Raw genomic sequence first — 21600 nt, forward strand, 5'->3', positions numbered from 1 at the left:
TTAAGTAGTATTTTGATAAATGGTAACCAGGTTGTCGAGCAACTGTATGGTTTCCACCAGCTCACCGGAATTCAGTGAAGGAGCCGGGTAACCATTTTCCAAAACCAATTGCTGGTTGGTGATAACCCTTGCCTCATCCCAGCAATTAGTTGCAATAAATGACTGCAGCAATTTCGTACCCCCTTCAACCAAAACAGACTGCACCTGCAGTGCGGACAAATGTTCCAATACTTGCGGTAATACTAATTTCGCCGCATCGATTTTTATATAGCGCACATGCCCGGCAACTGCTGATTTCTTTGTATTAAACACGAGCGTAGGTGCATCCCCTGAAAAAACCAGGTGGGTATCCGGCACCTTCAAATCCTTATCCAGCAAAACCCTTAAAGGATTTTTCCCATACCACAAGCGGTTGGTTAAAGAGGGATTATCGACCAGGGCAGTGGTAGTACCTACCATAATTGCTGCCTCTTCGCTGCGCCAGCGGTGAACAAGCCTGTCAGCGATCCCGTTACTAATTTTGATCCTTTCCAGGTTCGGTCCGGCCAAACAGGAATTCGCTGATTGCGCCCATTTTAAAGCGATAAAAGGCCTTTTCTTCTGGTGGAAACAGAAAAACCGTTTATTCAATTCAATACATTCTTTTTCAAGGACTCCCAGGATCACCTTCACCCCAGCAGCACGCAGCTTTTCTATGCCTTTCCCATTCACTTGCGGAAAGGGATCCCGGCAGCCAATAACTACGGTTTTAATCCCATGACGGATAACCATGTCTGCACAGGGCGGGGTTTTTCCAAAATGCGCGCAGGGTTCAAGTGATACATAAAGTATACTATCAGCGATATAGGCCGAATCCTGCCCGGCTACGGAAGCCAGGCAATTCACTTCCGCATGAGGTTGCCCGTATTGCTGGTGGAAGCCTTCACCGATGATCCGGTCGCCATATACCAGTACGGAGCCTACCAATGGATTTGGCGCTACATTACCCGCCCCGAGCCGTGCAAGCTGGATGCACCGTGACATATAATAATGATGGTCTGTCATGCCTGTTTCTGCTGCTTAAGTTAGGAGATATTCCGGAAACACACTTTTAAATCAGTAAATTGTTAGCACAGTTTATGCTAATCACTAATACCATTAAAAGACTTACGATTTGTTGCATCCTGTTGCAACTAAATTTATTTGTTTTTGCACAAGCCGGCAGGTTGACCATTGCTGATGAAATGGAAAAATCCATCAATACAGAATTACTGAATAAATGGTATCCCCGGTCAATTGATTCTTTATATGGTGGTTTTTTGACTACCTACACGTATGATTTTAAACCCACTGGGCCCCAGGATAAGTTTATTGTTACACAAGCCCGGCACACCTGGACTACCGCAAAAGCCGCCATGCATTATCCGGGTAATCTTGTTTACCTGAAATACGCGAAACATGGCTACAAGTTTTTACGTGATGTAATGTGGGACAAAACCTATGGCGGATTCTACCAGATGACAGATCGCAAGGGCCATGTAAAAACTTCAGGGGTTGCGGCTAAAGAAGCTTATGGCAATGCTTTTGCCATTTATGCCCTGGCTGCTTACTATGAAGCATCAAAAGACCCATCGGCACTGGAGCTTGCAAAAAAATCATTTGCCTGGCTGGAAAAAAACAGTCATGACCCGGTTGCAAAAGGCTATTTCCAGCATTTATCGCGCGAAGGAAAACCACTTCGCAGGAATGCTGCAACTCCCGCCCTTTCAGAACTCGGGTACAAAGACCAGAACAGCTCCATTCATTTGCTGGAAGCATTTACCGAACTCTACAGCATCTGGCCTGATCCCCTGCTGAAAGAAAGGCTGTCAGAAATGCTGTTACTCATACGCGATAAAATAACTACGCCTAAGGGATACCTTGTTTTATTTTTCCAGCCAGACTGGACGCCGGTTAGTTACCGCGACGCTTCCCGGGATACCATTTTAAAATACCATAACCTCGACCATGTATCTTTTGGCCATGATATAGAAACTGCTTACCTGATGCTGGAAGCATCCCATGCGCTTGGATGGGTGAATGACACAGCCACACAAAAAGTTGCTAAAAAAATGGTGGACCATGCGCTCGAAAACGGCTGGGATACTGCTGTCGGCGGCTTCTACGATGAGGGTTATTATTTTAAGGATGAAAACAAAATCACCATTATTAAGGATACGAAAAACTGGTGGGCCCAGGCAGAAGGATTGAATACTTTATTGCTGATGGCCGATATTTACCCAAACGACCCGAACCGGTATTACCAGAAATTCACCACCATGTGGACATATATCAATACCTACCTGATTGATCACCAGTATGGCGACTGGTATGATGAAGGTTTGGATAAAAGTCCGGATAGAAAAACTGCCCTCAAAGGCCATATCTGGAAAGCTACCTATCACCATTACAGGTCTATGCACAATTGTATCCAACGATTATGCAGATAAGAACAATTATCGTTTATATATAAAAAATAATACCATAACCATGATAACCAGGAGAAGATTTCTGCAAAATACCGGCACCATCACTTTAGGCACTTTACTGGCACCGCGAATAAATTTCGGCAATGAATACCTGGCCAATCCGGGTGTCCAGTTGTATACCTTCAGGAAAGATATGATAGCCAACCCGGTACAAACCCTCCAGAAAATTTCGGCTTTAGGCATTAAACAACTCGAATCCGCCAGCAGTGAAAAAGGGCATTACTATGGTATGACCCCAAAAGAAATCAGGAATATCAGCAAGGAGCTGGGCATGACCGTTAGAAGCGGGCATGTCAGTCTCGATAAAAACTGGCCGAAGGCCCTTTCAGAAGCAGCCGAAAGCGGGCAGGAATATATAATAGTATCGAGTTTGCCATCGCAGGGACAAACCATTGATAACTACAAAAAAGTGGCCGAACAATTTAATGATGCCGGCGCCGAGGCAAAGAAAATGGGCATCCGCTTTGGTTACCATAACCACGACTTTGAATTTGAAATGGAAAATGACACAGTCTTGTATGATGTGCTGCTTGAAGAAACAGAACCGTCGCTGGTTTGTATGGAAATGGACCTGGGCTGGGTTGTAGCATCAGGGAAAGACCCGCTGGAGTATTTTAAAAAATATCCCGGACGTTTCCCCTTATGGCACCTGAAAGACATGGACCTTAAGAAAAAACAAAGTACTGAATTTGGCAAAGGCGGACTACCCATTAAAAAAATGTTTGACCATGCCAGGCAATCGGGATTGAAATACTTCTTTATCGAGCAGGAAGAATATAGCAGTACGCCATTTGAAAGCATCAAATACAACCTCAATTACCTTAAATCAATTTAACTGTTTTGTTTAAGGAGGGCGGGCCTTTGCGTGATCTCATGATAGCAGATAACGCCCTCCTTAAAATAATGCAGCACCATGCTTTTACGGGTTTTTGATTTATTGAGCTGCGGTTCGCCACCATGGAACAGGTTAGCATGCCAGATCATCATATCCCCTTTTTTGGGCCGCCAGGTTTCTTTTTTCAATCCCAGTTCATGGATTTTCTGTTGCATCATAGCTTCATAGGCCGCATAGGATTTAGAACCCGTCATAAAATAGCTGCCCTCGTTATCATAATCAGCGTTCAGGTAATAAGGCAATAAATGACTTCCGGGATAATAATGCAGCGGTCCGTTTTCATCAGTCACATCTTCCAGGGCAATCCACACGCCCAATAAGCCACCAAGCGGATAGGTCGTCATGTGGAAACTATCAGAATGTGTTGCCAGTTCACTGCCGTACATAAAATTCATGCTTTGGAAAAGCACAGGTTTGCCGCCGATGAGGTGGGATAATAATTCCACCAGGGATCCATCAGACCCGACTGAACTGATGAGTGGCGACTGGTGAAACGCGAACATGATCTTTTTCCCATACAATAGCTTAGCCTTCTTTTCTGCCAATAAGCGATCCACTTCTGCATTGATGGCATCCGCTTTAGCCGAGGGCAGATATTGCTCAATAATCGCATACCCGTTTTTGTTATATGCATCAAGGCTTTGCCGGCTTGTCGCATTGGCCCGTTGGTATAAACCCGATCCTTGTAAGGCAGCCGGATCTATTGCCGGATGGCTTTCAGGTTGATTTTCCAATCCGGCAAAATCCTTGCTGGATATGGGGGAAAAATACTTTTTCTTTAGACCAAGCCTGCGGTATATTTCCACATTATGCTTCAATTCCCCTGGATGGAAAAAATTATACACGGCATAAGACAATTTTAGCCGCCTGATAAATGCTTTAAACATGCCGGTGATTTTAAGGCCGAAGTCCTGGCCTCGAAGTTTTGAAGTTAGGCGGAAAAATCATATATGCAAAGAAGGGTGCCATTGAAACTTCTGCCATGAAAACAATAATAATTGACCATCCGCTGATAGGTCGGTATTTTTGAGTAGTAAAACAAACAAATTTGCCCGTTTCCGTTTACCTCATTACACCCCCATTTACCCAGCTGAATACGCCATACCCGGCAACGGCCTACCTGAAAGGTTTCCTGAACACAAAGGGCATTTCTGCGTTCCAGTCCGACCTGGGAATTGAAGTCACGCTCGCCCTTTTTTCGAAAAGCGGGCTTACCCAATTATTTGATGCTATCCCAAAAGATATTTCTGCACTAACACCAAATGCAAAAAGGATAATCGCCTTAAAGGATGACTATATCCAAAGCATTGATGCCGTAATCAATTTTTTACAAGGCAATAATCCCACCCTTGCCCATTTGATCTGTAAAAGGGACTTCTTACCCGAAGCGGGTCGTTTTGAACAACTGGATGACCTGGTTTGGGCATTCGGCAGTATGGGCACACAGGACAAGGCCAAGCACCTGGCGACGATGTACCTGGAAGATCTTTCCGACCTCATCAAAGAAACAGTAGATGAACACTTCGGTTTTAGCCGCTATGCGGAAAAGCTGGCCCGGTCTGCTAATAGTTTTGACGAGTTATACAATTTATTACAGCAGGAATACACCTATATCGACGAGTTGCTTATTAAAATCCTCAAAGAGAGAATGGAAACTGTGCAGCCGGCCCTGGTGGCATTGTCTGTACCTTTTCCCGGCAACCTGTATACCTCGCTCCGATGCGCACAATGGATCAGGAGGAATTACCCTTCTGTCAAAGTAGCGATGGGTGGTGGATTTGCCAATACAGAACTGCGTTCACTTAGTGATCCAAGGGTCTTCGAATTCTATGACTTCATAACGCTCGATGACGGCGAAGCACCTATCGAACAACTGATCGCCTATATTGATAATCACATACCAGTAACTAACCTGAAACGGACCTTCCTGCTGCAGGATGGCCTGGTCACTTACATCAATAACAAGTCCTGTACCGATTATAAACAAGGGCAGGTTGGCACACCAGATTACAGTGATTTCCTGCTCAATAAATACATTTCTGCTATTGAAATCCTCAACCCCATGCACAGCCTGTGGAGTGATGGCCGCTGGAACAAACTCACCATGGCGCATGGCTGCTATTGGGGCAAATGCACTTTTTGCGATATATCGCTGGATTATATTCGTTTATACGAACCCGTAGCCGCGTCCCTGCTTTGTGACCGTATGGAAGAAATGATTGCCCAAACCGGGCAAAACGGTTTCCATTTTGTTGACGAAGCAGCGCCACCGGCATTAATGCGCGCCCTGGCGATAGAGATATTGAGAAGGAAACTGGTGGTGAGCTGGTGGACCAATATCCGCTTTGAGAAAAGCTTCACCCGCGACCTTTGTCTTTTACTGAAATCATCCGGATGCATTGGGGTTTCCGGCGGACTTGAAGTGGCATCAGACCGATTGCTGGCATTGATCCGGAAAGGCATTACTGTTGCACAGGTTGCCAGGGTCACCAAACATTTTGCAGAAGCGGGTATTATGGTTCATGCTTACCTCATGTATGGTTTCCCGACACAGACTGCCCAGGAAACCATCGACTCGCTCGAAATGGTAAGGCAACTATTTGAAGCAGGTGTGCTGCAGTCTGCATTCTGGCACCAGTTCACTATGACTGCGCATAGCCCGGTTGGACTGGAGCCTGAAAAATACAAAGTAAAAAAACAATCAGCATTGGTGGGCAGCTTTGCCAATAATGATATTGAACATGAAGACCCCACTGGTGCAGACCATGCAAGTTTCAGTTATGGGCTGAAAAAATCATTGCTGAACTATATGCATGGGGCTTGCCTCGACTACCCGCTGCACCGCTGGTTTGATTTCAAAACACCCAAACCATCAGTTGCGCCAGATTTTATCAAAAAGGCACTGGAAGAAGAAGAATTCACAACAGCGAAATCCAACAGCAAAATAATTTTCCTGGGAATTCCCCCTACGATGGAAATGATCACCAAATCCAAAAAAGGACAGCAGTGGGAACTTGCAGAATTAGCCTTTCAAAGCAAAAAAGGGGAACTCAGTATCAGGGTAAGTAATGATGAGGGCAGGTGGTTAAATGACCTGCTGCCAAAACTATCAGTACATGAGGCAAAGACCTGGACCCTCCAGGAAATAAAAGGAGATTATGAAACAGCAGGCCTGCCCGACTTTGAATTATTCTGGCACAATAAACCAGTGAACACTCTGTATAAGGCCGGCCTGCTTGAAATCTGACCATCATTTCCTGCTGCTCAACTTGCTAAGCAGCCGGAGTATCTCTATATACAACCAAACAATGGTAACAATTAGGCCAAATGCGCCATACCATTCCATATATTTTGGGGCGCCCATTGCGACACCTTGTTCGATCCTGTCAAAATCGAGGATCAGGTTCAAGGCAGCAATAGCTACAACAAATACTGAAAAAAGGATACCAATCATACTGCCTTCATGAAGGAAGGCGATGTCGATACTGAATAGCCGCAGTACCATGGCAATCAGGTAAAAAATAGCAATGCCGGCAGTAGCGGTAAATACGATTGACTTAAACCTTTCAGTTGCTTTAATAATCCCAGTGCGGTACAAAACAAACATCGCGATAACAGTCCCGAAAGTGAGTACCACAGCCTGCATTACAATCCCGGGGGCCACTCCGGCGAAAGCGTCATTGTAAATAGCACTGATTCCGCCAACGAAAACACCTTGCATAAGTCCATATGGCGGAGCCAGGTAGGAACCCAGGTGGGGTTTGAAAGACAGTACCAATGCCAGGATAAGTCCACCAATAGCTGCGCCGATCATCCACGGAAAAACATTTACACCCTGGTTAAAAGCGTTCCAGGTGAAGACAGCCGAGGCCATTACCATGAAAAAAAGGAAGAAAAACTTATTGAGTGTACCGCTACTTGTCATCAGTTCTGAGCGGTCACCGGTAAGGGATTGTTCGAATTTAGATTCGCTTAGGGTAGGGTTACCAGATTTGAATAAGGCCATTGTTGCAAATATTTATTCCGGCAAATTAAAAGATTTAGTCAAAACTCCCAATGAAACGGCTGATTATATACGTAAATTATTTGCCAAAAAATTTCTCCACTACCAGGTTAAGCACTTCAACTGCAATGAGAATGATAACAATCCATTCCAGTGCCATGCTTTTGCGGTATTGCAGCAGGTCTTTAAAAAGTTCGAGGTTTTCTTTTACTATGGCGAGCCCTTCTTCGATGGTCCTGAACCGTGATTGCAGGTCAAATGTTTTTTTAAGGCCCAGGTCAAGCTTGCTAAGCCTTTCATCTTCCCAGGTTTCTTCAGGAGAGTCGAAAATATACAGGTTTTCAGCAATCCTGTTTTTCAGGTTCAGGGTTTTGCCGATATATCTTTTCAGGCTGGTGCCCGATAAATCGAGTTTGCCCTTTATTTCCAAAACCTGGGTATGCGAATTTGCTTCTTCGAGTAATTGATTGGTAAGAATTTCAAAATGGTCAAGTGCAACAGACTGTGAGACATGCATCATGATAAGCCGCAACATTTCTGTATCGGGTTCAGTAATACTCACCTTATTAAAACCCAGCTGAAATTTTGAGGCGTCAGTTTCAATTTCAAATTCATCACTGAGTCTTTCTTTGAGCGTGTTACGGCAAAACGGGGAAATAAGTTGCAGAAAACCCGACATCTCCACTTCAGAATGGTCCAGGAAGCAAACCACCCCATATTTAAACACATAAATAAATTTATGTGTACCAACCTGGTAAAACAATTCATCGTTGTCGGAATAATAGATTTCAGCGGTAAATGCTGACTTGAAGCTTTTAATATCAATACTGTCTGCAATCTGGAATGCTAAAACTTTAAACATAGAATGGGCTTTGGGAAACGGGATATTTACCGTTAAAAATCACATCCTGAAAGATAGCCATTTTCGGGTTAGCGAACTGATTCAAGGCCTTTAAATGCAGGCCGTGCAAGGTTCAGTGTCAATGATACAGATGGAATTGCCCTTTTTACAAAATATCCCTCCTGGAGGTGTATAGTATTAGTTTTACCAAATGAAATAGTAGCCCGTCTTTTATTATTTGCCGCACCAATAAAAAATGGGATACTCGTGATCGTTAAACATCCCCCAAAAAGCGCGATAGCACTACCGGTATAATCTGTTGCTTCAGTACCATTGTTTTTTTCATTACTATTTGCCTGGACAAGGACACCAATGGTCGTAATAGCTAATCCACCACCCACAAGAAACCATCCTGCCCGGTGCTGCTTTTTACTTTTGGCCATATATTCTGCCCTTATTTTAGAAAAGCTTGTATCGGCCTGGCTGAATGCCGGAACCCAGATACAAAATGAAAAAAATACCAACAGTAAACCTTTCATATTAACTGCTTTACAAAATCACCACAGGAACATAAATACACCCGATTTTAAATATATAAACCAAAAATAAAAATTTAGTTGATCATACTCATCCTAAATACTGAATATAATCAACTGGAAATGAATCAGAAATACAAAAAGATACGCATTTAAGAAATAAATTATCTGACGCATTAGGATAATAAAAATTATATCCATTAAAAAGGTGTCTATATTTTTGCACCCTAAAGGACAATTTAACAATTGTTAACCGTTTGTTAACACGATTCCTTTCAATTCAAAGGGTAAATAACAACGTAATTTTCAATTTTTTATCGATAAAAACAGAATATGCCGGGATATGAATTTTTTGGTGATGAAGAGAGAAAGGAAGTCCAGGATGTAACTGACTCCGGAATCCTAATGCGATATGGATTTGATAAACAAAGACAGGGCCATTGGAAAGCGAAAGAACTGGAAGAAGCGATCTGCCAAAAGCTAAATGTACAACACACCCAATTAACTTCCAGTGGTACTGCGGCGCTGACCACGGCAATGGCAGCTTTGGGCATTGGTGAGGGAGATGAAATAATCTTACCCTGCTTTACATTCGTAGCAAGTTTTGAAGCCATTTTATCTGTAGGGGCAACCCCTGTTTTCGTAGATATAGACGAATCGCTAACGCTCGACCCCAAAGCCGTTGAAGCGGCAATCAGCCCGCGTACCAAAGCTATTATGCCGGTACACATGTGTGGCTCAATGGCGGATATGAATGCGCTGTTAAATATTTGCAGGGAAAGAAAACTCTTTCTGCTGGAAGATGCCTGCCAGGCTATTGGCGGCACTTATAAAGGCAGGTATCTTGGTACTATTGGCGATGCAGGCACCTTTTCGTTTGATTTTGTAAAAACAATTACTTGTGGTGAAGGCGGTGCTGTTATGACGAATAATAAAGACATCTACACCAAATGCGATGCCTATACTGATCATGGCCATGACCACCTGGGTATAGACCGCGGGGCCGACCTTCACGAATTCATCGGCTATAATTTTCGAATTTCTGAATTGCATGCCGCAGTCGGCCTGGCGCAGATCAGGAAACTGGATCAATTCCTTCAGATTCAAAGGAGCAACAAGGCGTTTTTGAAAACAGCCATTGCTGAAATTCCCGGAATACAATTCAGGAAAGTTCACGATCCTGCCGGAGATAGTGCGACGTTTTTATCTTTTTTTCTTCCAACTGCTGAAATTGCCAGGAAAGTTATTGGCCATCTAAAGGCAGCCGGCCTGGCTGCATTTTATTATTTCGACAATAACTGGCACTATATCAGGAACTGGCAACACTTAAAAAGCGGCAGTACAGTTTACCCTTTAAATCCCGGCCTTAAAAAACAATTGCAAAACCTGGCCCTTCAATCATTTGAGCAATCAGATAACCTGATCAGCCGCTCAATTTCCATTCCAATAAACTTAAGCTGGACAGAAAACGATTTGCTCGTAAAAAAAGACATCCTGCGAAATGCTATCCTAAGTGAATTATGAAAATAGTTGCGATCATTCCAGCCAGGTTTGGATCTACCCGTTTCCCGGGAAAAATGTTAGCACTGCTGCAAAACAAGCCTGTCATTGTACATACTTATGAATCGGTATTCAATACAGGTTTATTTGATGAAGTAATCGTAGCCTGCGATGATGAAGCCATATATAAGGCTATCCAGCTGGCAGGTGGCAAGGTGGTAATGACTAGTCCTACACATTTGTGTGGCACAGACCGGATAGCTGAAGCAGCAGGAAATCTTGATGCTGATATTGTAGTAAACATTCAAGGTGATGAACCCTTCACGCAAAGAGAGCCATTAGAAAAGTTACTGGCTGTTTTCCGGAATGATGTTAAGGCTGAAATAGAAATCGCTTCCTTAATGCAGCCCTTAAAGCTGCAGGAACAGATAGAAGACCCGAATTTTGTAAAAGTAGCTATTGACCTAAATGGATTCGCCCTTTATTTTTCAAGGTCAGTCATACCCTATAATCGCAACAATATCGGGGCCAAATATTATGAACACATTGGTGTTTACGCATTCAGGAAAAGCACATTACTAAAAGTCACGAAACTTGACCCGACTCCGCTTGAAATGGCCGAACAAATTGAATGCCTGCGATGGCTTGAATATCGTATTCCACTGAAAATGGTCATTACAGAATATAACAGAATTGAAATAGACACTCCGGAAGACCTTGCCATGGCAAACAATATGATGAACAGGCCGGTTAAAAATAACCAATTATGAATTTTAGAAATTTCAAATTACCCGGATTTGTTACTTATGGAAAAGGCTCGTTCCAAAAGGTTGATGAAATACTGAGCCACAAAAGGGTAAACAATCTTCCTGTTATATTTTTTGTAGATGATTTTTTTAAAAACAATGCCAACTTTTTAGGTACGATTCCTTTGAGGGGAAATGACCAGGTAATCTTTATTGATGTTACCCACGAACCAAAAACCACCTATGTTGATGAATTAAAAGACAGCCTGACTGCACAATTTGGGGAAGTTTCAGGTATCGTGGGAATCGGAGGTGGATCTGTTTTGGATATAACGAAAGCCGTTTCCCTGATGATGAAAAATCCGGGATCTTCAGCTGATTACCAGGGCTGGGACCTTGTAAAATATGCGGGGGTTTATAAGATGGGCATACCGAGTATTTCTGGTACTGGTGCTGAAGTAAGCAGGACCTGTGTACTTACGGGTCCAACCAGGAAATTGGGCATGAATTCAGACTTTACGCCATTTGACCAGATACTTCTTGACCCCCTGCTACTAAAAACAGTACCAGAACAGCAGCGATTTTATACCGGGATGGATTGTTATATACATTGCATTGAATCCCTTAACGGCACCTACCTGAATGCTTTTAGCCGTATGTACGGGGAAAAGGCCCTTGACCTGTGCGAAGAAATATTCCTGCATAAGGATGAATGGGATGATGATTCTGACGAGAAATTGATGATGGCCTCCTATGCAGGCGGCATGAGTATTGCTTATTCACAGGTCGGGGTTGCCCATGCCGTAAGCTATGGATTGTCCTATTTGTTAGGTACGAAACACGGTATTGGTAATTGTATCGTATTCGACAAATTAGCACATTATTACCCGGATGGGGTCTTGAAATTCAAGGAAATGATCTCGAAAAACAAGATCGAAATACCTAAAAACCTAACCCAATCACTAACTGAAGACCAGTTTAATAAAATGATTTCGATATCGCTGGGCATGGAACCTCTTTGGGAAAATGCAATTGGGAAAAACTGGAAATCAACTATAGACCATAAAACTCTACGTGAGCTGTACGGACAATTTTAGCAATAGGCAATAAATTATACCGGCAATTGAATAATAAATAACGAGCCTTCACCTGGTTCAGATTCAAGCAATATAGCTCCGCCATGGCCTTTAGTAATAATGTCATACGATAAAGACAGGCCTAACCCTGTACCCTGACCGGTTGGCTTTGTGGTAAAAAATGGCTGGAATATTTTTCCGCGCAGTTTTTCAGGAATACCGATACCATTGTCTTTTATCCTGATTTCAACTTTATCACCCAGTTTCCTTGTACTTACGGAAACCGTTGGTATATATTCAACCATTGATGATTTCTTTTTCTCCAGCACCGCATGAAAAGCATTGTTGTAGAGGTTTAGTAAAACCCGGCCGATATCCTGGGGAATAATATTGATTTTTCCCAACCCCTGGTCAAAATCCGTATGCAACGTTGCATTAAATGATTTGTCTTTAGCCCTTAATCCATGATACGCCAGCCGCAGGAATTCATCAGCCAATGCATTGATATCAGTTGGTTCCTTTAGCCCACTGCTGCTGCGACTGTGTTGTAACATGCCTTTTACAATAGCATCTGCCCTTTTACCATGTTGATTTATTCTTTCTGCATTGTCAATCAAGGCATGAGCAATAGATTTTACTTCATTTAAGTTCCCTTTATCAATCTCTTCTTTCATTTCTACGAGCAACTCTTTATTCACTTCTGAAAAATTATTGACGAAGTTTAACGGATTCTGGATTTCATGGGCGATTCCTGCCGTAAGCTCACCAAGAGATGCCATTTTTTCACGCAACACTAATTGCGACTGGGTGGATCTTAGTTCATCCAGCGCATCGTCTGTCTTAGCCTTTTGTTGTTGCAATAAGGTATAGGCTTCCTGCTTTTGTTTGTTATTGCGCCATAGCACAAGGGCGATCCCCAAAAAGATAAATGATGCAGAAATTACCAGGTATAATTTCACTTTATTCCGGTATTCAATCCTTGCAGTTTCAATGGATTGCTGCCTTTGCAGTTCCTGTAATTTCAGGTTTTGGACTTTCTTTACATTTTCAATATTAAACAGGCTATCCTTTGTAGCAATACTTAATTCAAGGTATTTAAACGCACTGTCATATTTCTTCTGGACCTTAAATGCGCCTGCAAGGAACATGCCTGCATCCAATACTGTTTTAAGAAATGGAGCCTCACTGGCCAAAATCAGTGCTTTACGTGCATAATAGGTGGAAGAATCGGTATTGTTGTTTTGGCCAAATATCCTGGCCAGTGCGAGGTAATCTTCTGACAACACCTGGTTATCATTAATATCCCGCGCATAATAAATACTATTGTGATAATAATTTATAGCAACCGGAATGTTTTTCAGGCTCGAATAAATATCGCCATATTTAATTAAAATGGCAGGGACCATATTCTTATCGTCCAGCCGGTTGCAAACCCGGTTTGACAGGTGCAAATAATACAATGCAGAATCAGTCTTTCCCATACGAAGGTAGGCATCGCTTAAACTATACAGGTCGAACATTATCCCTGAACTGTCCCCGGCCTTTTCATCCTCTTTCTTTGTTTTAAAAAGATAGTATAATGCCTGTGTGGTATCTCCCTGGACATTGTAAACATTTGATATATTAAAGTAATAAACGGCAAGATTTTGCCGGATTTTTAACTGCTCTTTCATTTGCAAGGCCTGCAAATACAATTCTAACGCTTTGGCATAATCACCGACATGGAAATTAACACTGCCCAATGCATTTATGCAGATCGCTTCACCATTTGTATCCCCGATTTTCCTGGCAAGTTCTAATCCTTTTAATGCATAATGCAGTGCTGTATCAGGACTGGTTGATAAATATGCATAGCTTAATCCTTCCAGGACCCTTACCTGCGCGTGATCTTCCTTAGCATTGGGTAGTAATTTTTTTAAACTATCCGCTTCCGTATTCTGTGCCTGCAGAGAACAAAAGGCAGCCATTGCAACCAAAAGAAGTTTCAGCATTTTCATTTTACTGATGAATTTTACTTACTGAAATTATTTTTCCAGGCAGAAAAATTTTGATTCTTTCCATGTTACCCCATCGAAGTGCCGAAAGACAGGTTATAATTTGAATTTAGTGAATAGTACGGAAAAACAATAACCCGGCAAAAAAGGCAAAATATGATTTAAATCAGGTTTATTCGAGCCCATTGTCATAAAACTGTCAAATACTCCTGAATAATTTGCACCCGATTTCCTTCAATACTATTTAATAAAATCACGCTGTATGAAACTGTTTAAAAAAAGTTACGCATTAGTAGCCTTAATGTCTGCATCTGTTTTAACGCTAACTTATTGCACAAAGGATAATCAGGTACTCACCACTACCCCAACTACGAATAGTTCAACCGACCTGGTGGCCTTACTAACCACTACACCACCGGCAATTGATGGCACAATCGACGCAATCTGGGAAAACGCCACCAAGTTAACCGGGCAAACTGAAGTACCCAACCCTGGCAACGGCCTGTTCGCAGGATACATTGGTGATAAATACACCTACACCCTACGGGCAATGTATGACGCGCAATACATTTATTTCCTGGCTGAATGGAATGATCCCACACAGGGAACAGCTGTTCAACCCTGGTATTTTGATCCGGCAAAAAAACGCTGGGCACAAGAAGCAAACAGCCGCCAATTTGATGTAAACGGTGTTCTAACCAGGGAAGGTATCGGCCAGGATCAATTGGCCATGCTTTGGGATATAGATAACTCAACTCCAAAATTCACCGGGCAAACCTGCTATGCAAGCTGCCACCTCTTTAATTCTTACAGGAATTATGCTGGTGTTATGGTAGCGAATAAAAGCGGAAACCACTATACCAATGGCGCAAACGAAAAAATTGACATGTGGTGGCTGCATTTGCAAAAAGACTTGCTGACCAATCAAATGGATGACCAATACCAGGATTGGGCTGGTGGTCCAGCTACGACAGATACAGTTGGTGGTGCCGGAAATGGCCGCCATGCTGACGACCTGGTTCCACCTACACCATATTCAACTAGCTACAAAAACAACAATACAGATCCAAGTAATGGTCCCATCAACAACCGCGTTTCCCTGAAACTTGACGGCGATGGCGCAAGCGTAAACGTTCCGGCCTGGATTATTCCGGACGCAACCAATAAAGCCTACTATGATGTAGCAGATACTTTACCAGGAGGCGCTGCCAGAAAAGTAACCGGCGTAAGTAGTGATGGTGTATTAACTTATGATGGCGGCACATTAGACCCCTCAACAGACGGAGAATACCTGCAAAAACCGGGTGTTAACGGTGGTGTCGGAACTAAATGTATTCCCAGTTTCATAGCAGTTCAATATACAGCTGGTCGCGCAGACTTTACTGCGAAAGGCACCCATACAGGATCAGGCTGGGTCGTAGAATTTAAAAGGCTACTGAACACCAATAGCTCATTAAAACAAGATATAAATTTTGAAAGCCTCCAGGATCAGCCTTTCGGAATGGCCATATTTAATAATTCAAACAACCAACACTCTATCAAGCCAAACCTGGTATTGAAATTTAAAAAAGACTGACAGGCCCTGTTACTGAAAACCTAAACGCTAAATGCGAAGATCATGTTACAATATAAAAAAACAATAGGGTTTTTGGCCTGCTTTATCATGCTTCTGCTGATTGGGTGTTACAAGAATGTATCAGTCATTTCTACAACAGGTGAAGAGATTACCAGGCCTGTAAGTTTCACTGCTGATATCATCCCGATATTCAATAGCAGCTGCAGTTTAAGCGGATGCCATACAACAGGCGGAAAATCCCCGGACCTTACAGCAGCCAATGCTTATAATTCCCTTATGAATGGAGGTTACGTCAATACCGCAGATCCTGAATCAAGTGTTATTTATCTGTGGATGACTGGTAAAAAATCAACACCAATGCCACCCAGTGGAATCAATAAAGATTATAACTCTTTAATGCTTGCATGGATCAAACAAGGGGCTAAAAACAACTAAACTTAAGGTTATGAAAAAATACTTCAATAATATTCCTACATTCCTAAAATCCAGGTTCCTGCTGCCGGCCGTATTACTCTGTCTCCAGGCAGGACTTGCCATAGGGCAAGACACCACACTGGCACCTGCACCAAAGAAAGTGAAACCGGTGAAAAACACTTTTGGAAGTAACTATATAATCGATAACCAATCTGTAATGGTGCCAATTAAGGGATCCCTGGAGTTCGCTATCCAACACCGGTTTGGCACATGGGATAATGGCAAAAAAGATTTCTGGGGAATGTTCGCACCTACAAATATCAGGCTGGCAATGAACTATTCACCTATTAACAAACTTTACGTAGGTGCCGGGATAACTAAAGAAAGATACCAGATTGACTTTAATGCAAAATACGCCCTGTTGCAACAGACGACAGATAATTCAATGCCGATCAGTCTTACATATTTCGGAAATATGGTCATCGACGCAAGGGACAAAAGCAATTTCGTTAATAGTGTTGACCGGTTTTCCTATTACAATGAGTTGATTGTTGCACGAAAAATTACTGAAAAATTTTCCGCACAGGTTTCTGCAAACTATTCCTGGTTCAATAATGTAGAAGGTTATGTTGATGAAAAGGGTGAGGTCCAGAATAAAATGTATAATGGACATTTCGCCTTTGCAATTTATGGACGGTATAAAATCACTGAAAAATCTGCCATTATTGCCGGATATAACCAGCCGGTTACTCAACACCCTACCAATAACCCACACCCGAATATCTGTTTCGGATTCGAAACCACAACAAGTGCGCACTCTTTCCAGGTATTTGCAACCAATTATTATGGTATAGTACCACAGAGTAATAATATGTATAATCAAAACGACTACACCAATAATCAATTCCTGATTGGCTTTAATATTACAAGGCTTTGGAATTACTGACTTTTTTAAAAAAGCCGGCCGTTTACTGGCCGGCTTTTAATCCAAGTACAGTTGGCAATCCATCAAGACTAATTAAATTTTTTTCTTCGACATATTTCTTCAATCCATCAGGGCCTTTCTTTTCTGCCCATTCGAAATGGATATCCCTTTCACCGGAATACTCAAAAAGCGGAACACCAAATCCGCAGGAGGTTTGGACGAGATCAATATTCGCCACTATGATTTGCCGTGTGCTCGGGTAAATTTTGAAATGGGGCGCATATACTTCCCACGCCTCAGTGCCTGGCAAAATTGTTTTAGCCTTTCCATATAGGCGCAGGATATTCGGCTTGCCCTCGAAAGAGCAGAACATAAAAGTTATCCTGCCATTTTCCAATGTATGTGCCGAGGTTTCATTGCCACTACTGATAAGGTCCATATAAGCCACCTCGTTTTCAGATAACACTTTAAAAGAATCTAAACCTTTGGGAGAAAGGTTCACCCTCCCCTCTGCACTTAATGGAGCTGTAGCGACGAAAAAAACATGCTGTTTCTCAATGAATTCCCGGTGGGATTGACTTATGCTTTCCAAAAATTTTCCCATATACCAGAATTATTTATACATTAAAACGCCTATCCAAACTCAGGGCCCAAAATCGCAAATTGCTTTCCTGGTATTCCAGGAAAACGATTACTGCCATGGTACATCCGGATAAAAGGACGCTGTTCCGCAAAACCAATTGAATCGAGCCATTTGAACCATTCCTCATCAAAATGTGTTGCATCCAAAATTACAGTTCCCCCGATACATTTCTGCAAGGCAGCTGAAACAAGGTTTTTAGCTATCGCGGTATCCGTTGCAACTACAGGCCCGATTTGTGTAAAATTATGTCCGGGCCTCCCAAAACAGTAACCCATAATTCCAACTTCCCCCTCTGCAATAAATGCATATTGTGGCGCACCTGTAAACAGCCATTCCAATAAAAGATGCCGCCTGGCACCAAATACCTTTTGGTCAAATTCGAACACGGCTGGCAAATCATCCCTGCTGAGAGACCTTGCTGTGGAAACAGGTAATTTTACAGGGTTAACAACCGCACCCATCCGGCTTAACCTATATTCATCAACAAAATTTAATTTCAAATACACTTCGCGGCCCGCGGGGGTAGCATCCAGTTTAACCGTTTCTTCTTCCCCTAAAATATGAAGCGCTTCCTGCAATAAGCGGAGACCAATCCCTTGCCGCCTGTTTGCCGGATCAACCAAAACCATCCCAATCCAACTGAATATGTGCTCATAACTTATAGTGGTAACTGTCCCAATAATTTTACCATCACAAACTGCAACACAAGAACCACGGGGACTGAGTTCCAGGAAAACCTGCCAATCCCGCGCAAGCTGGTTCCATTGGGCTTTACGGCAGAGCTCAAGCCCTGCACCAATATTATCAGGCTCCATATGGCGGTATTCAATCATAGCAGGTTGTACAAATCTACCAGAAACCGCATCATTAATATTATAGAATTCCTGTCATTTTGTAGCGGAAACCAGAGATTCAAAATTACCTTTACGGATGACCATTGCCGAAAAATTCCATTTCCTGCAAGGCAAGCTTGTTGCTGATTACGGTGAACGTGAAGCCTTTATCATTGCCAATATGGTGATGGAAAAAATTACCGGCATGCGAAATAACGAAAGCCTGGGATCCTCCCTCCAGGCGGAACAGGAAATAAGGATCAACCAGTTTCTCAACCAGCTCCTGGACCACCGCCCCGTCCAATATGTACTCAATGAAGCCTGGTTCCAGGGTATGAAATTTTTTGTGGATGAAAGGGTACTCATCCCGCGGCCTGAAACTGAAGAACTTGTTGAATGGATCGTAAAAGAGGAAAAAGGCCATCCGGCAATTACCGTACTGGATATCGGCAGTGGAAGTGGTTGTATTCCTATCAGCCTGGCAAAGAAACTGCCAATGGCAACTATACATAGCTGTGATATCAGCGAAGGGGCATTAGAAGTAGCTGCTTTAAATGCAAAAGCATTAGGTACAAATATCCATTGGCACCATATTGATTTCCTGCAGGAACAGGACCGGGCATCCCTTCCCAGGCCAAATATAATTGTGAGCAACCCGCCATATATTCCGCAAAGTGGCCGTAATGAAATGGACCAGCACGTAGTAAAATATGAACCCGGTATTGCCCTTTTTGTACCTGACGAAAATGCCCTGGTTTTTTATGCGGCTATTGCAAAATTTGCAACAGGATATGCGGCGCCGGGAGCCAGGTTGTATGTAGAAATCCATGAAAACCTGGGTGAGCAAGTGAGGCAGTGTTTTTCGAAGGCAGGATTAACCCGGATCGAAACAAGAAAAGATATGCAGGATAAAGAAAGGATGATCAGGGCGATCAAACCGTAAACAAAATTTACTGCCCGCTTTTATCAACAGCCAAAACTGACTTTGCGCCTAATTCACGGGCCACCCGCATTACGGCAACAACGTCCTCCACCGGGACAGATTTATCGGCGTTAATTACCACAGAAGGCTGGTCGGTTTCCTTCGCTAAAATAGGCTGGAGCTTCGATTTAAGATCAGGCAGCGTTACAGGGGAAGTGCCTACATAAATCTGCTTTTTTGCATCAATTGAAACCACCACAGTTTGTTTCGCCTTGGTATCACTCTTCGCTTTAGGCTGCGACAATTTGATCACATTCGGATTAGCCAGGGTGGACACGATAAGGAAAAACAATAGCAAAATGAACAGGATATCGTTCAGTGCTCCTGTATGTACTTCCGCATTTCCCCTGAGTCTTCTTCTTAAATTCATGGTTTGCATTTTGTCAACCGCAGACTATCGGGTTGGTTCCTGTAACGTATCTATAAAATCGGCACTTGCCACTTCCATCTTGTTCACGGTCTTGTCAACCTGTGCATTTAAAAAACTATGTCCTACATAAGCCAGCAAGCCGATAATCAAACCGGTTGCAGAAGTGATCATCTTCACATAAATACCACTCGCAATAGTACTTAGCGTATACTCACCGGTTGAAGAAATGCCGTAAAACAATTGCACCATACCCACAATGGTTCCCAAAAACCCGAACATCGGGGCGATGCCTGAAACCAGCGACAATACCGACAAATTCCTTTCCATTTTATACATTTCAAGCTTGCCTACATTCTCCATGCTCTTCTCAATGGCATCAATGGGCTTTCCAATGCGCTGGATGCCTTTATCAATCATCCGCGCTACCGGGTTGTTGGTATTCTTTGCCAATGAACGGGCAGCAGATACATTGCCATTGATAATATGGTCCTTAATGATCGCCATAAAATTTTCATCTACCTGGCTGGCTTTCTTTATGGCTATCCATCTTTCAAAGAAAAAATATACGGCAATCACCAGCAACAACAACAATGGGATCATCAGCACCCCGCCTTTGAACAGCAGGTCGAGCAGGTTCAGTTTTGCTGCCCCCCCATCCTGTAATGCGGCATGTGTACTGTCAATTATGCGCTTTGCTGTATCAGTTACCTGTAACAAAAACAAATTCATGTGGCTAGTTTAAATCAAATGTATAGTGCAACGTAAAAATAAAATCATAATTAACAATATCTAAAGATAATGTCATCAGCTTTGCGTACCGCTGTGGCGCACTGACAGGGCCATAATCTGCTTCATGGTTTTTTCCATGCCATCAGGGCTGCCGTCAAGGAAGATCACATTCCCTTTACCATATTCCGCAAAATTCTTTACGGCTTCGGTCCACATGCTAAACAAAATAACATTTGTATCGAGGTTGGCCTGCCGCATCCGGTCCGCGGCTTCGGTCATGCCTTTTGCCACTTCTTCCCGGAACAAAGCCACCCCCTGTCCACGTAAACGGGCAGCCTCACGTTCAGCTTCTGCTGCAATTTTAATGGCATTACCTTCAGCCTCGGCACCCTTTGTCTTGGTAATCAGCAAAGCCTGGCCTTCGTTCTCTGCCGCCGCTTTCAGGTTATTCGAAGCCACTACCCTGCTCATGGAATCCATGATCACCTGGTCAAACGTAATATCATTGATCTGGAGGTCCAGCAAGTGGTAGCCCCATTCTTCCAGTAGCTGGTCTATCTGCTCTTTAACATATTCAACAATTTCTTTACGCAAAGCCAGTATCTCCGCCTGCCGCTTGGTGGCCACAAAAGACCTGATTGTGCCTTCGATTGTTCGGCTCAGTGCCTGCATCAGGTCACGCTCACTTATAAATTTAAACGCGACTTTTTTAATGGTCTCTTCTTCTGAATTCTGCACCGCATACAGCAGCATATTCTTAAAATATACATTAGCCTGGTCGGATGTCACTGCCTGGAATTCCAGCTCAATGCTCCGGTTCTGTACCGATACCCGTTTTGAAATCTGCTCGATAAAGGGGATAATCAGGTTCAGTCCGGGAGGCAATACCCGCCTGTATTTTCCGAACATGGTTACCACGCCAACCGATCCCTGGTTGATGGTTTTTAATCCCATTAACACCACCAGCACCAGGATCAGAATCCACCAGTTTGATAGAATAAATTCCGGCATTTTCAATGATTTAAGTCTA

General features: G+C 43.0%; 21 protein-coding genes. 10 read left to right on the forward strand and 11 right to left on the reverse strand.

Going from position 1 to position 21600, the window contains the following annotated elements:
* A complete protein-coding gene (gene ribD, locus LAQ65_RS08805; protein WP_224116585.1) occupies nucleotides 1-1044 on the reverse strand; it encodes a bifunctional diaminohydroxyphosphoribosylaminopyrimidine deaminase/5-amino-6-(5-phosphoribosylamino)uracil reductase RibD in 1044 nt (347 codons plus the stop codon).
* Nucleotides 1045-1118: 74 nt separating this feature from the next.
* Here ribD and LAQ65_RS08810 point away from each other — a divergent pair, with 74 nt between their 5' ends.
* Entirely contained in the window at nucleotides 1119-2468 is a 1350-nt protein-coding gene (locus LAQ65_RS08810) for an AGE family epimerase/isomerase (protein WP_224116586.1), read from the forward strand.
* A 40-nt stretch (nucleotides 2469-2508) separates the two neighbouring features.
* On the forward strand, nucleotides 2509-3342 hold the full coding sequence (locus tag LAQ65_RS08815) for a sugar phosphate isomerase/epimerase family protein (RefSeq protein WP_224116587.1): 834 nt from the start codon (nucleotides 2509-2511) through the stop codon (nucleotides 3340-3342).
* On the opposite strand, the gene LAQ65_RS08820 is transcribed toward LAQ65_RS08815, so the two are convergent.
* Complete coding sequence (locus tag LAQ65_RS08820) at nucleotides 3339-4289, reverse strand: phytanoyl-CoA dioxygenase family protein (protein WP_224116588.1); 951 nt, start codon at nucleotides 4287-4289, stop codon at nucleotides 3339-3341. The genes LAQ65_RS08815 and LAQ65_RS08820 overlap by 4 nt on opposite strands.
* Before the next feature lie 161 nt (nucleotides 4290-4450).
* On the opposite strand from LAQ65_RS08820, the gene LAQ65_RS08825 reads away from it, so the two are divergent.
* Nucleotides 4451-6649 (forward strand): B12-binding domain-containing radical SAM protein, encoded by a 2199-nt coding sequence (locus LAQ65_RS08825; RefSeq protein WP_224116589.1) that lies wholly within the window; start codon nucleotides 4451-4453, stop codon nucleotides 6647-6649.
* Nucleotides 6650-6652: 3 nt separating this feature from the next.
* Here LAQ65_RS08825 and LAQ65_RS08830 read toward each other — a convergent pair whose 3' ends face one another.
* The 3 genes from LAQ65_RS08830 to LAQ65_RS08840 all read right to left on the reverse strand — a co-directional run bounded on the left by LAQ65_RS08830 (nucleotide 6653) and on the right by LAQ65_RS08840 (nucleotide 8785).
* Nucleotides 6653-7408 carry a Bax inhibitor-1/YccA family protein gene (locus LAQ65_RS08830; RefSeq protein ID WP_224116590.1) on the reverse strand — a complete coding sequence of 252 codons (756 nt, stop codon included), beginning with the start codon at nucleotides 7406-7408 and terminating at the stop codon, nucleotides 6653-6655.
* Between the two features lie 76 nt (nucleotides 7409-7484).
* Nucleotides 7485-8267, reverse strand: a complete 783-nt coding sequence (locus tag LAQ65_RS08835) for an RMD1 family protein (protein ID WP_224116591.1) — start codon at nucleotides 8265-8267, stop codon at nucleotides 7485-7487.
* Between the two features lie 68 nt (nucleotides 8268-8335).
* Complete coding sequence (locus LAQ65_RS08840) at nucleotides 8336-8785, reverse strand: hypothetical protein (protein ID WP_224116592.1); 450 nt, start codon at nucleotides 8783-8785, stop codon at nucleotides 8336-8338.
* A 330-nt stretch (nucleotides 8786-9115) separates the two neighbouring features.
* Here LAQ65_RS08840 and LAQ65_RS08845 point away from each other — a divergent pair, with 330 nt between their 5' ends.
* From LAQ65_RS08845 to LAQ65_RS08855, 3 genes are read left to right on the forward strand one after another with little or no spacing between them, the layout of a single operon-like run.
* On the forward strand, nucleotides 9116-10306 hold the full coding sequence (locus LAQ65_RS08845) for a DegT/DnrJ/EryC1/StrS family aminotransferase (protein ID WP_224116593.1): 1191 nt from the start codon (nucleotides 9116-9118) through the stop codon (nucleotides 10304-10306).
* Nucleotides 10303-11052, forward strand: a complete 750-nt coding sequence (gene kdsB / locus LAQ65_RS08850) for a 3-deoxy-manno-octulosonate cytidylyltransferase (RefSeq protein WP_224116594.1) — start codon at nucleotides 10303-10305, stop codon at nucleotides 11050-11052. Before LAQ65_RS08845 ends, kdsB begins: the two co-directional genes overlap by 4 nt.
* On the forward strand, nucleotides 11049-12125 hold the full coding sequence (locus tag LAQ65_RS08855; RefSeq protein WP_224116595.1) for an iron-containing alcohol dehydrogenase family protein: 1077 nt from the start codon (nucleotides 11049-11051) through the stop codon (nucleotides 12123-12125). Before kdsB ends, LAQ65_RS08855 begins: the two co-directional genes overlap by 4 nt.
* A 14-nt stretch (nucleotides 12126-12139) precedes the next feature.
* Here LAQ65_RS08855 and LAQ65_RS08860 read toward each other — a convergent pair whose 3' ends face one another.
* Nucleotides 12140-14101 (reverse strand): tetratricopeptide repeat-containing sensor histidine kinase, encoded by a 1962-nt coding sequence (locus LAQ65_RS08860; RefSeq protein WP_224116596.1) that lies wholly within the window; start codon nucleotides 14099-14101, stop codon nucleotides 12140-12142.
* Nucleotides 14102-14360: 259 nt separating this feature from the next.
* Here LAQ65_RS08860 and LAQ65_RS08865 point away from each other — a divergent pair, with 259 nt between their 5' ends.
* From LAQ65_RS08865 to LAQ65_RS08875, 3 genes are read left to right on the forward strand one after another with little or no spacing between them, the layout of a single operon-like run.
* The gene (locus LAQ65_RS08865; RefSeq protein ID WP_224116597.1) at nucleotides 14361-15674 is read left to right on the forward strand and encodes an ethylbenzene dehydrogenase-related protein; all 1314 of its coding nucleotides are present in this window, start codon (nucleotides 14361-14363) and stop codon (nucleotides 15672-15674) included.
* Between the two features lie 42 nt (nucleotides 15675-15716).
* Nucleotides 15717-16109 (forward strand): hypothetical protein, encoded by a 393-nt coding sequence (locus tag LAQ65_RS08870; RefSeq protein ID WP_224116598.1) that lies wholly within the window; start codon nucleotides 15717-15719, stop codon nucleotides 16107-16109.
* 10 nt (nucleotides 16110-16119) lie between these two features.
* Nucleotides 16120-17034 (forward strand): DUF5777 family beta-barrel protein, encoded by a 915-nt coding sequence (locus LAQ65_RS08875; RefSeq protein ID WP_224116599.1) that lies wholly within the window; start codon nucleotides 16120-16122, stop codon nucleotides 17032-17034.
* 22 nt (nucleotides 17035-17056) lie between these two features.
* On the opposite strand, the gene LAQ65_RS08880 is transcribed toward LAQ65_RS08875, so the two are convergent.
* Both LAQ65_RS08880 and LAQ65_RS08885 read right to left on the reverse strand, forming a co-directional pair.
* Nucleotides 17057-17617 carry a pyridoxamine 5'-phosphate oxidase family protein gene (locus tag LAQ65_RS08880; protein WP_224116600.1) on the reverse strand — a complete coding sequence of 187 codons (561 nt, stop codon included), beginning with the start codon at nucleotides 17615-17617 and terminating at the stop codon, nucleotides 17057-17059.
* Nucleotides 17618-17646: 29 nt separating this feature from the next.
* A complete protein-coding gene (locus LAQ65_RS08885; protein ID WP_224116601.1) occupies nucleotides 17647-18471 on the reverse strand; it encodes a GNAT family N-acetyltransferase in 825 nt (274 codons plus the stop codon).
* 115 nt (nucleotides 18472-18586) lie between these two features.
* On the opposite strand from LAQ65_RS08885, the gene prmC reads away from it, so the two are divergent.
* The gene (gene prmC, locus LAQ65_RS08890; protein WP_224116602.1) at nucleotides 18587-19432 is read left to right on the forward strand and encodes a peptide chain release factor N(5)-glutamine methyltransferase; all 846 of its coding nucleotides are present in this window, start codon (nucleotides 18587-18589) and stop codon (nucleotides 19430-19432) included.
* A 7-nt stretch (nucleotides 19433-19439) separates the two neighbouring features.
* Here the strand turns inward: prmC and LAQ65_RS08895 are convergent, their stop codons facing one another.
* The 3 genes from LAQ65_RS08895 to LAQ65_RS08905 all read right to left on the reverse strand — a co-directional run bounded on the left by LAQ65_RS08895 (nucleotide 19440) and on the right by LAQ65_RS08905 (nucleotide 21581).
* Nucleotides 19440-19841: an ExbD/TolR family protein gene (locus LAQ65_RS08895; RefSeq protein WP_224116603.1), complete on the reverse strand. Its 402-nt coding sequence runs from the start codon at nucleotides 19839-19841 to the stop codon at nucleotides 19440-19442.
* 24 nt (nucleotides 19842-19865) lie between these two features.
* Nucleotides 19866-20570, reverse strand: coding sequence for a MotA/TolQ/ExbB proton channel family protein (locus LAQ65_RS08900; protein WP_224116604.1), 705 nt, complete (start codon nucleotides 20568-20570; stop codon nucleotides 19866-19868).
* 75 nt (nucleotides 20571-20645) lie between these two features.
* The gene (locus LAQ65_RS08905; protein ID WP_224116605.1) at nucleotides 20646-21581 is read right to left on the reverse strand and encodes an SPFH domain-containing protein; all 936 of its coding nucleotides are present in this window, start codon (nucleotides 21579-21581) and stop codon (nucleotides 20646-20648) included.
* Nucleotides 21582-21600 lie beyond the last annotated feature (19 nt).

The organism is Flavihumibacter profundi (genome assembly GCF_020076305.1).
GTDB lineage: Bacteria > Bacteroidota > Bacteroidia > Chitinophagales > Chitinophagaceae > Flavihumibacter > Flavihumibacter profundi.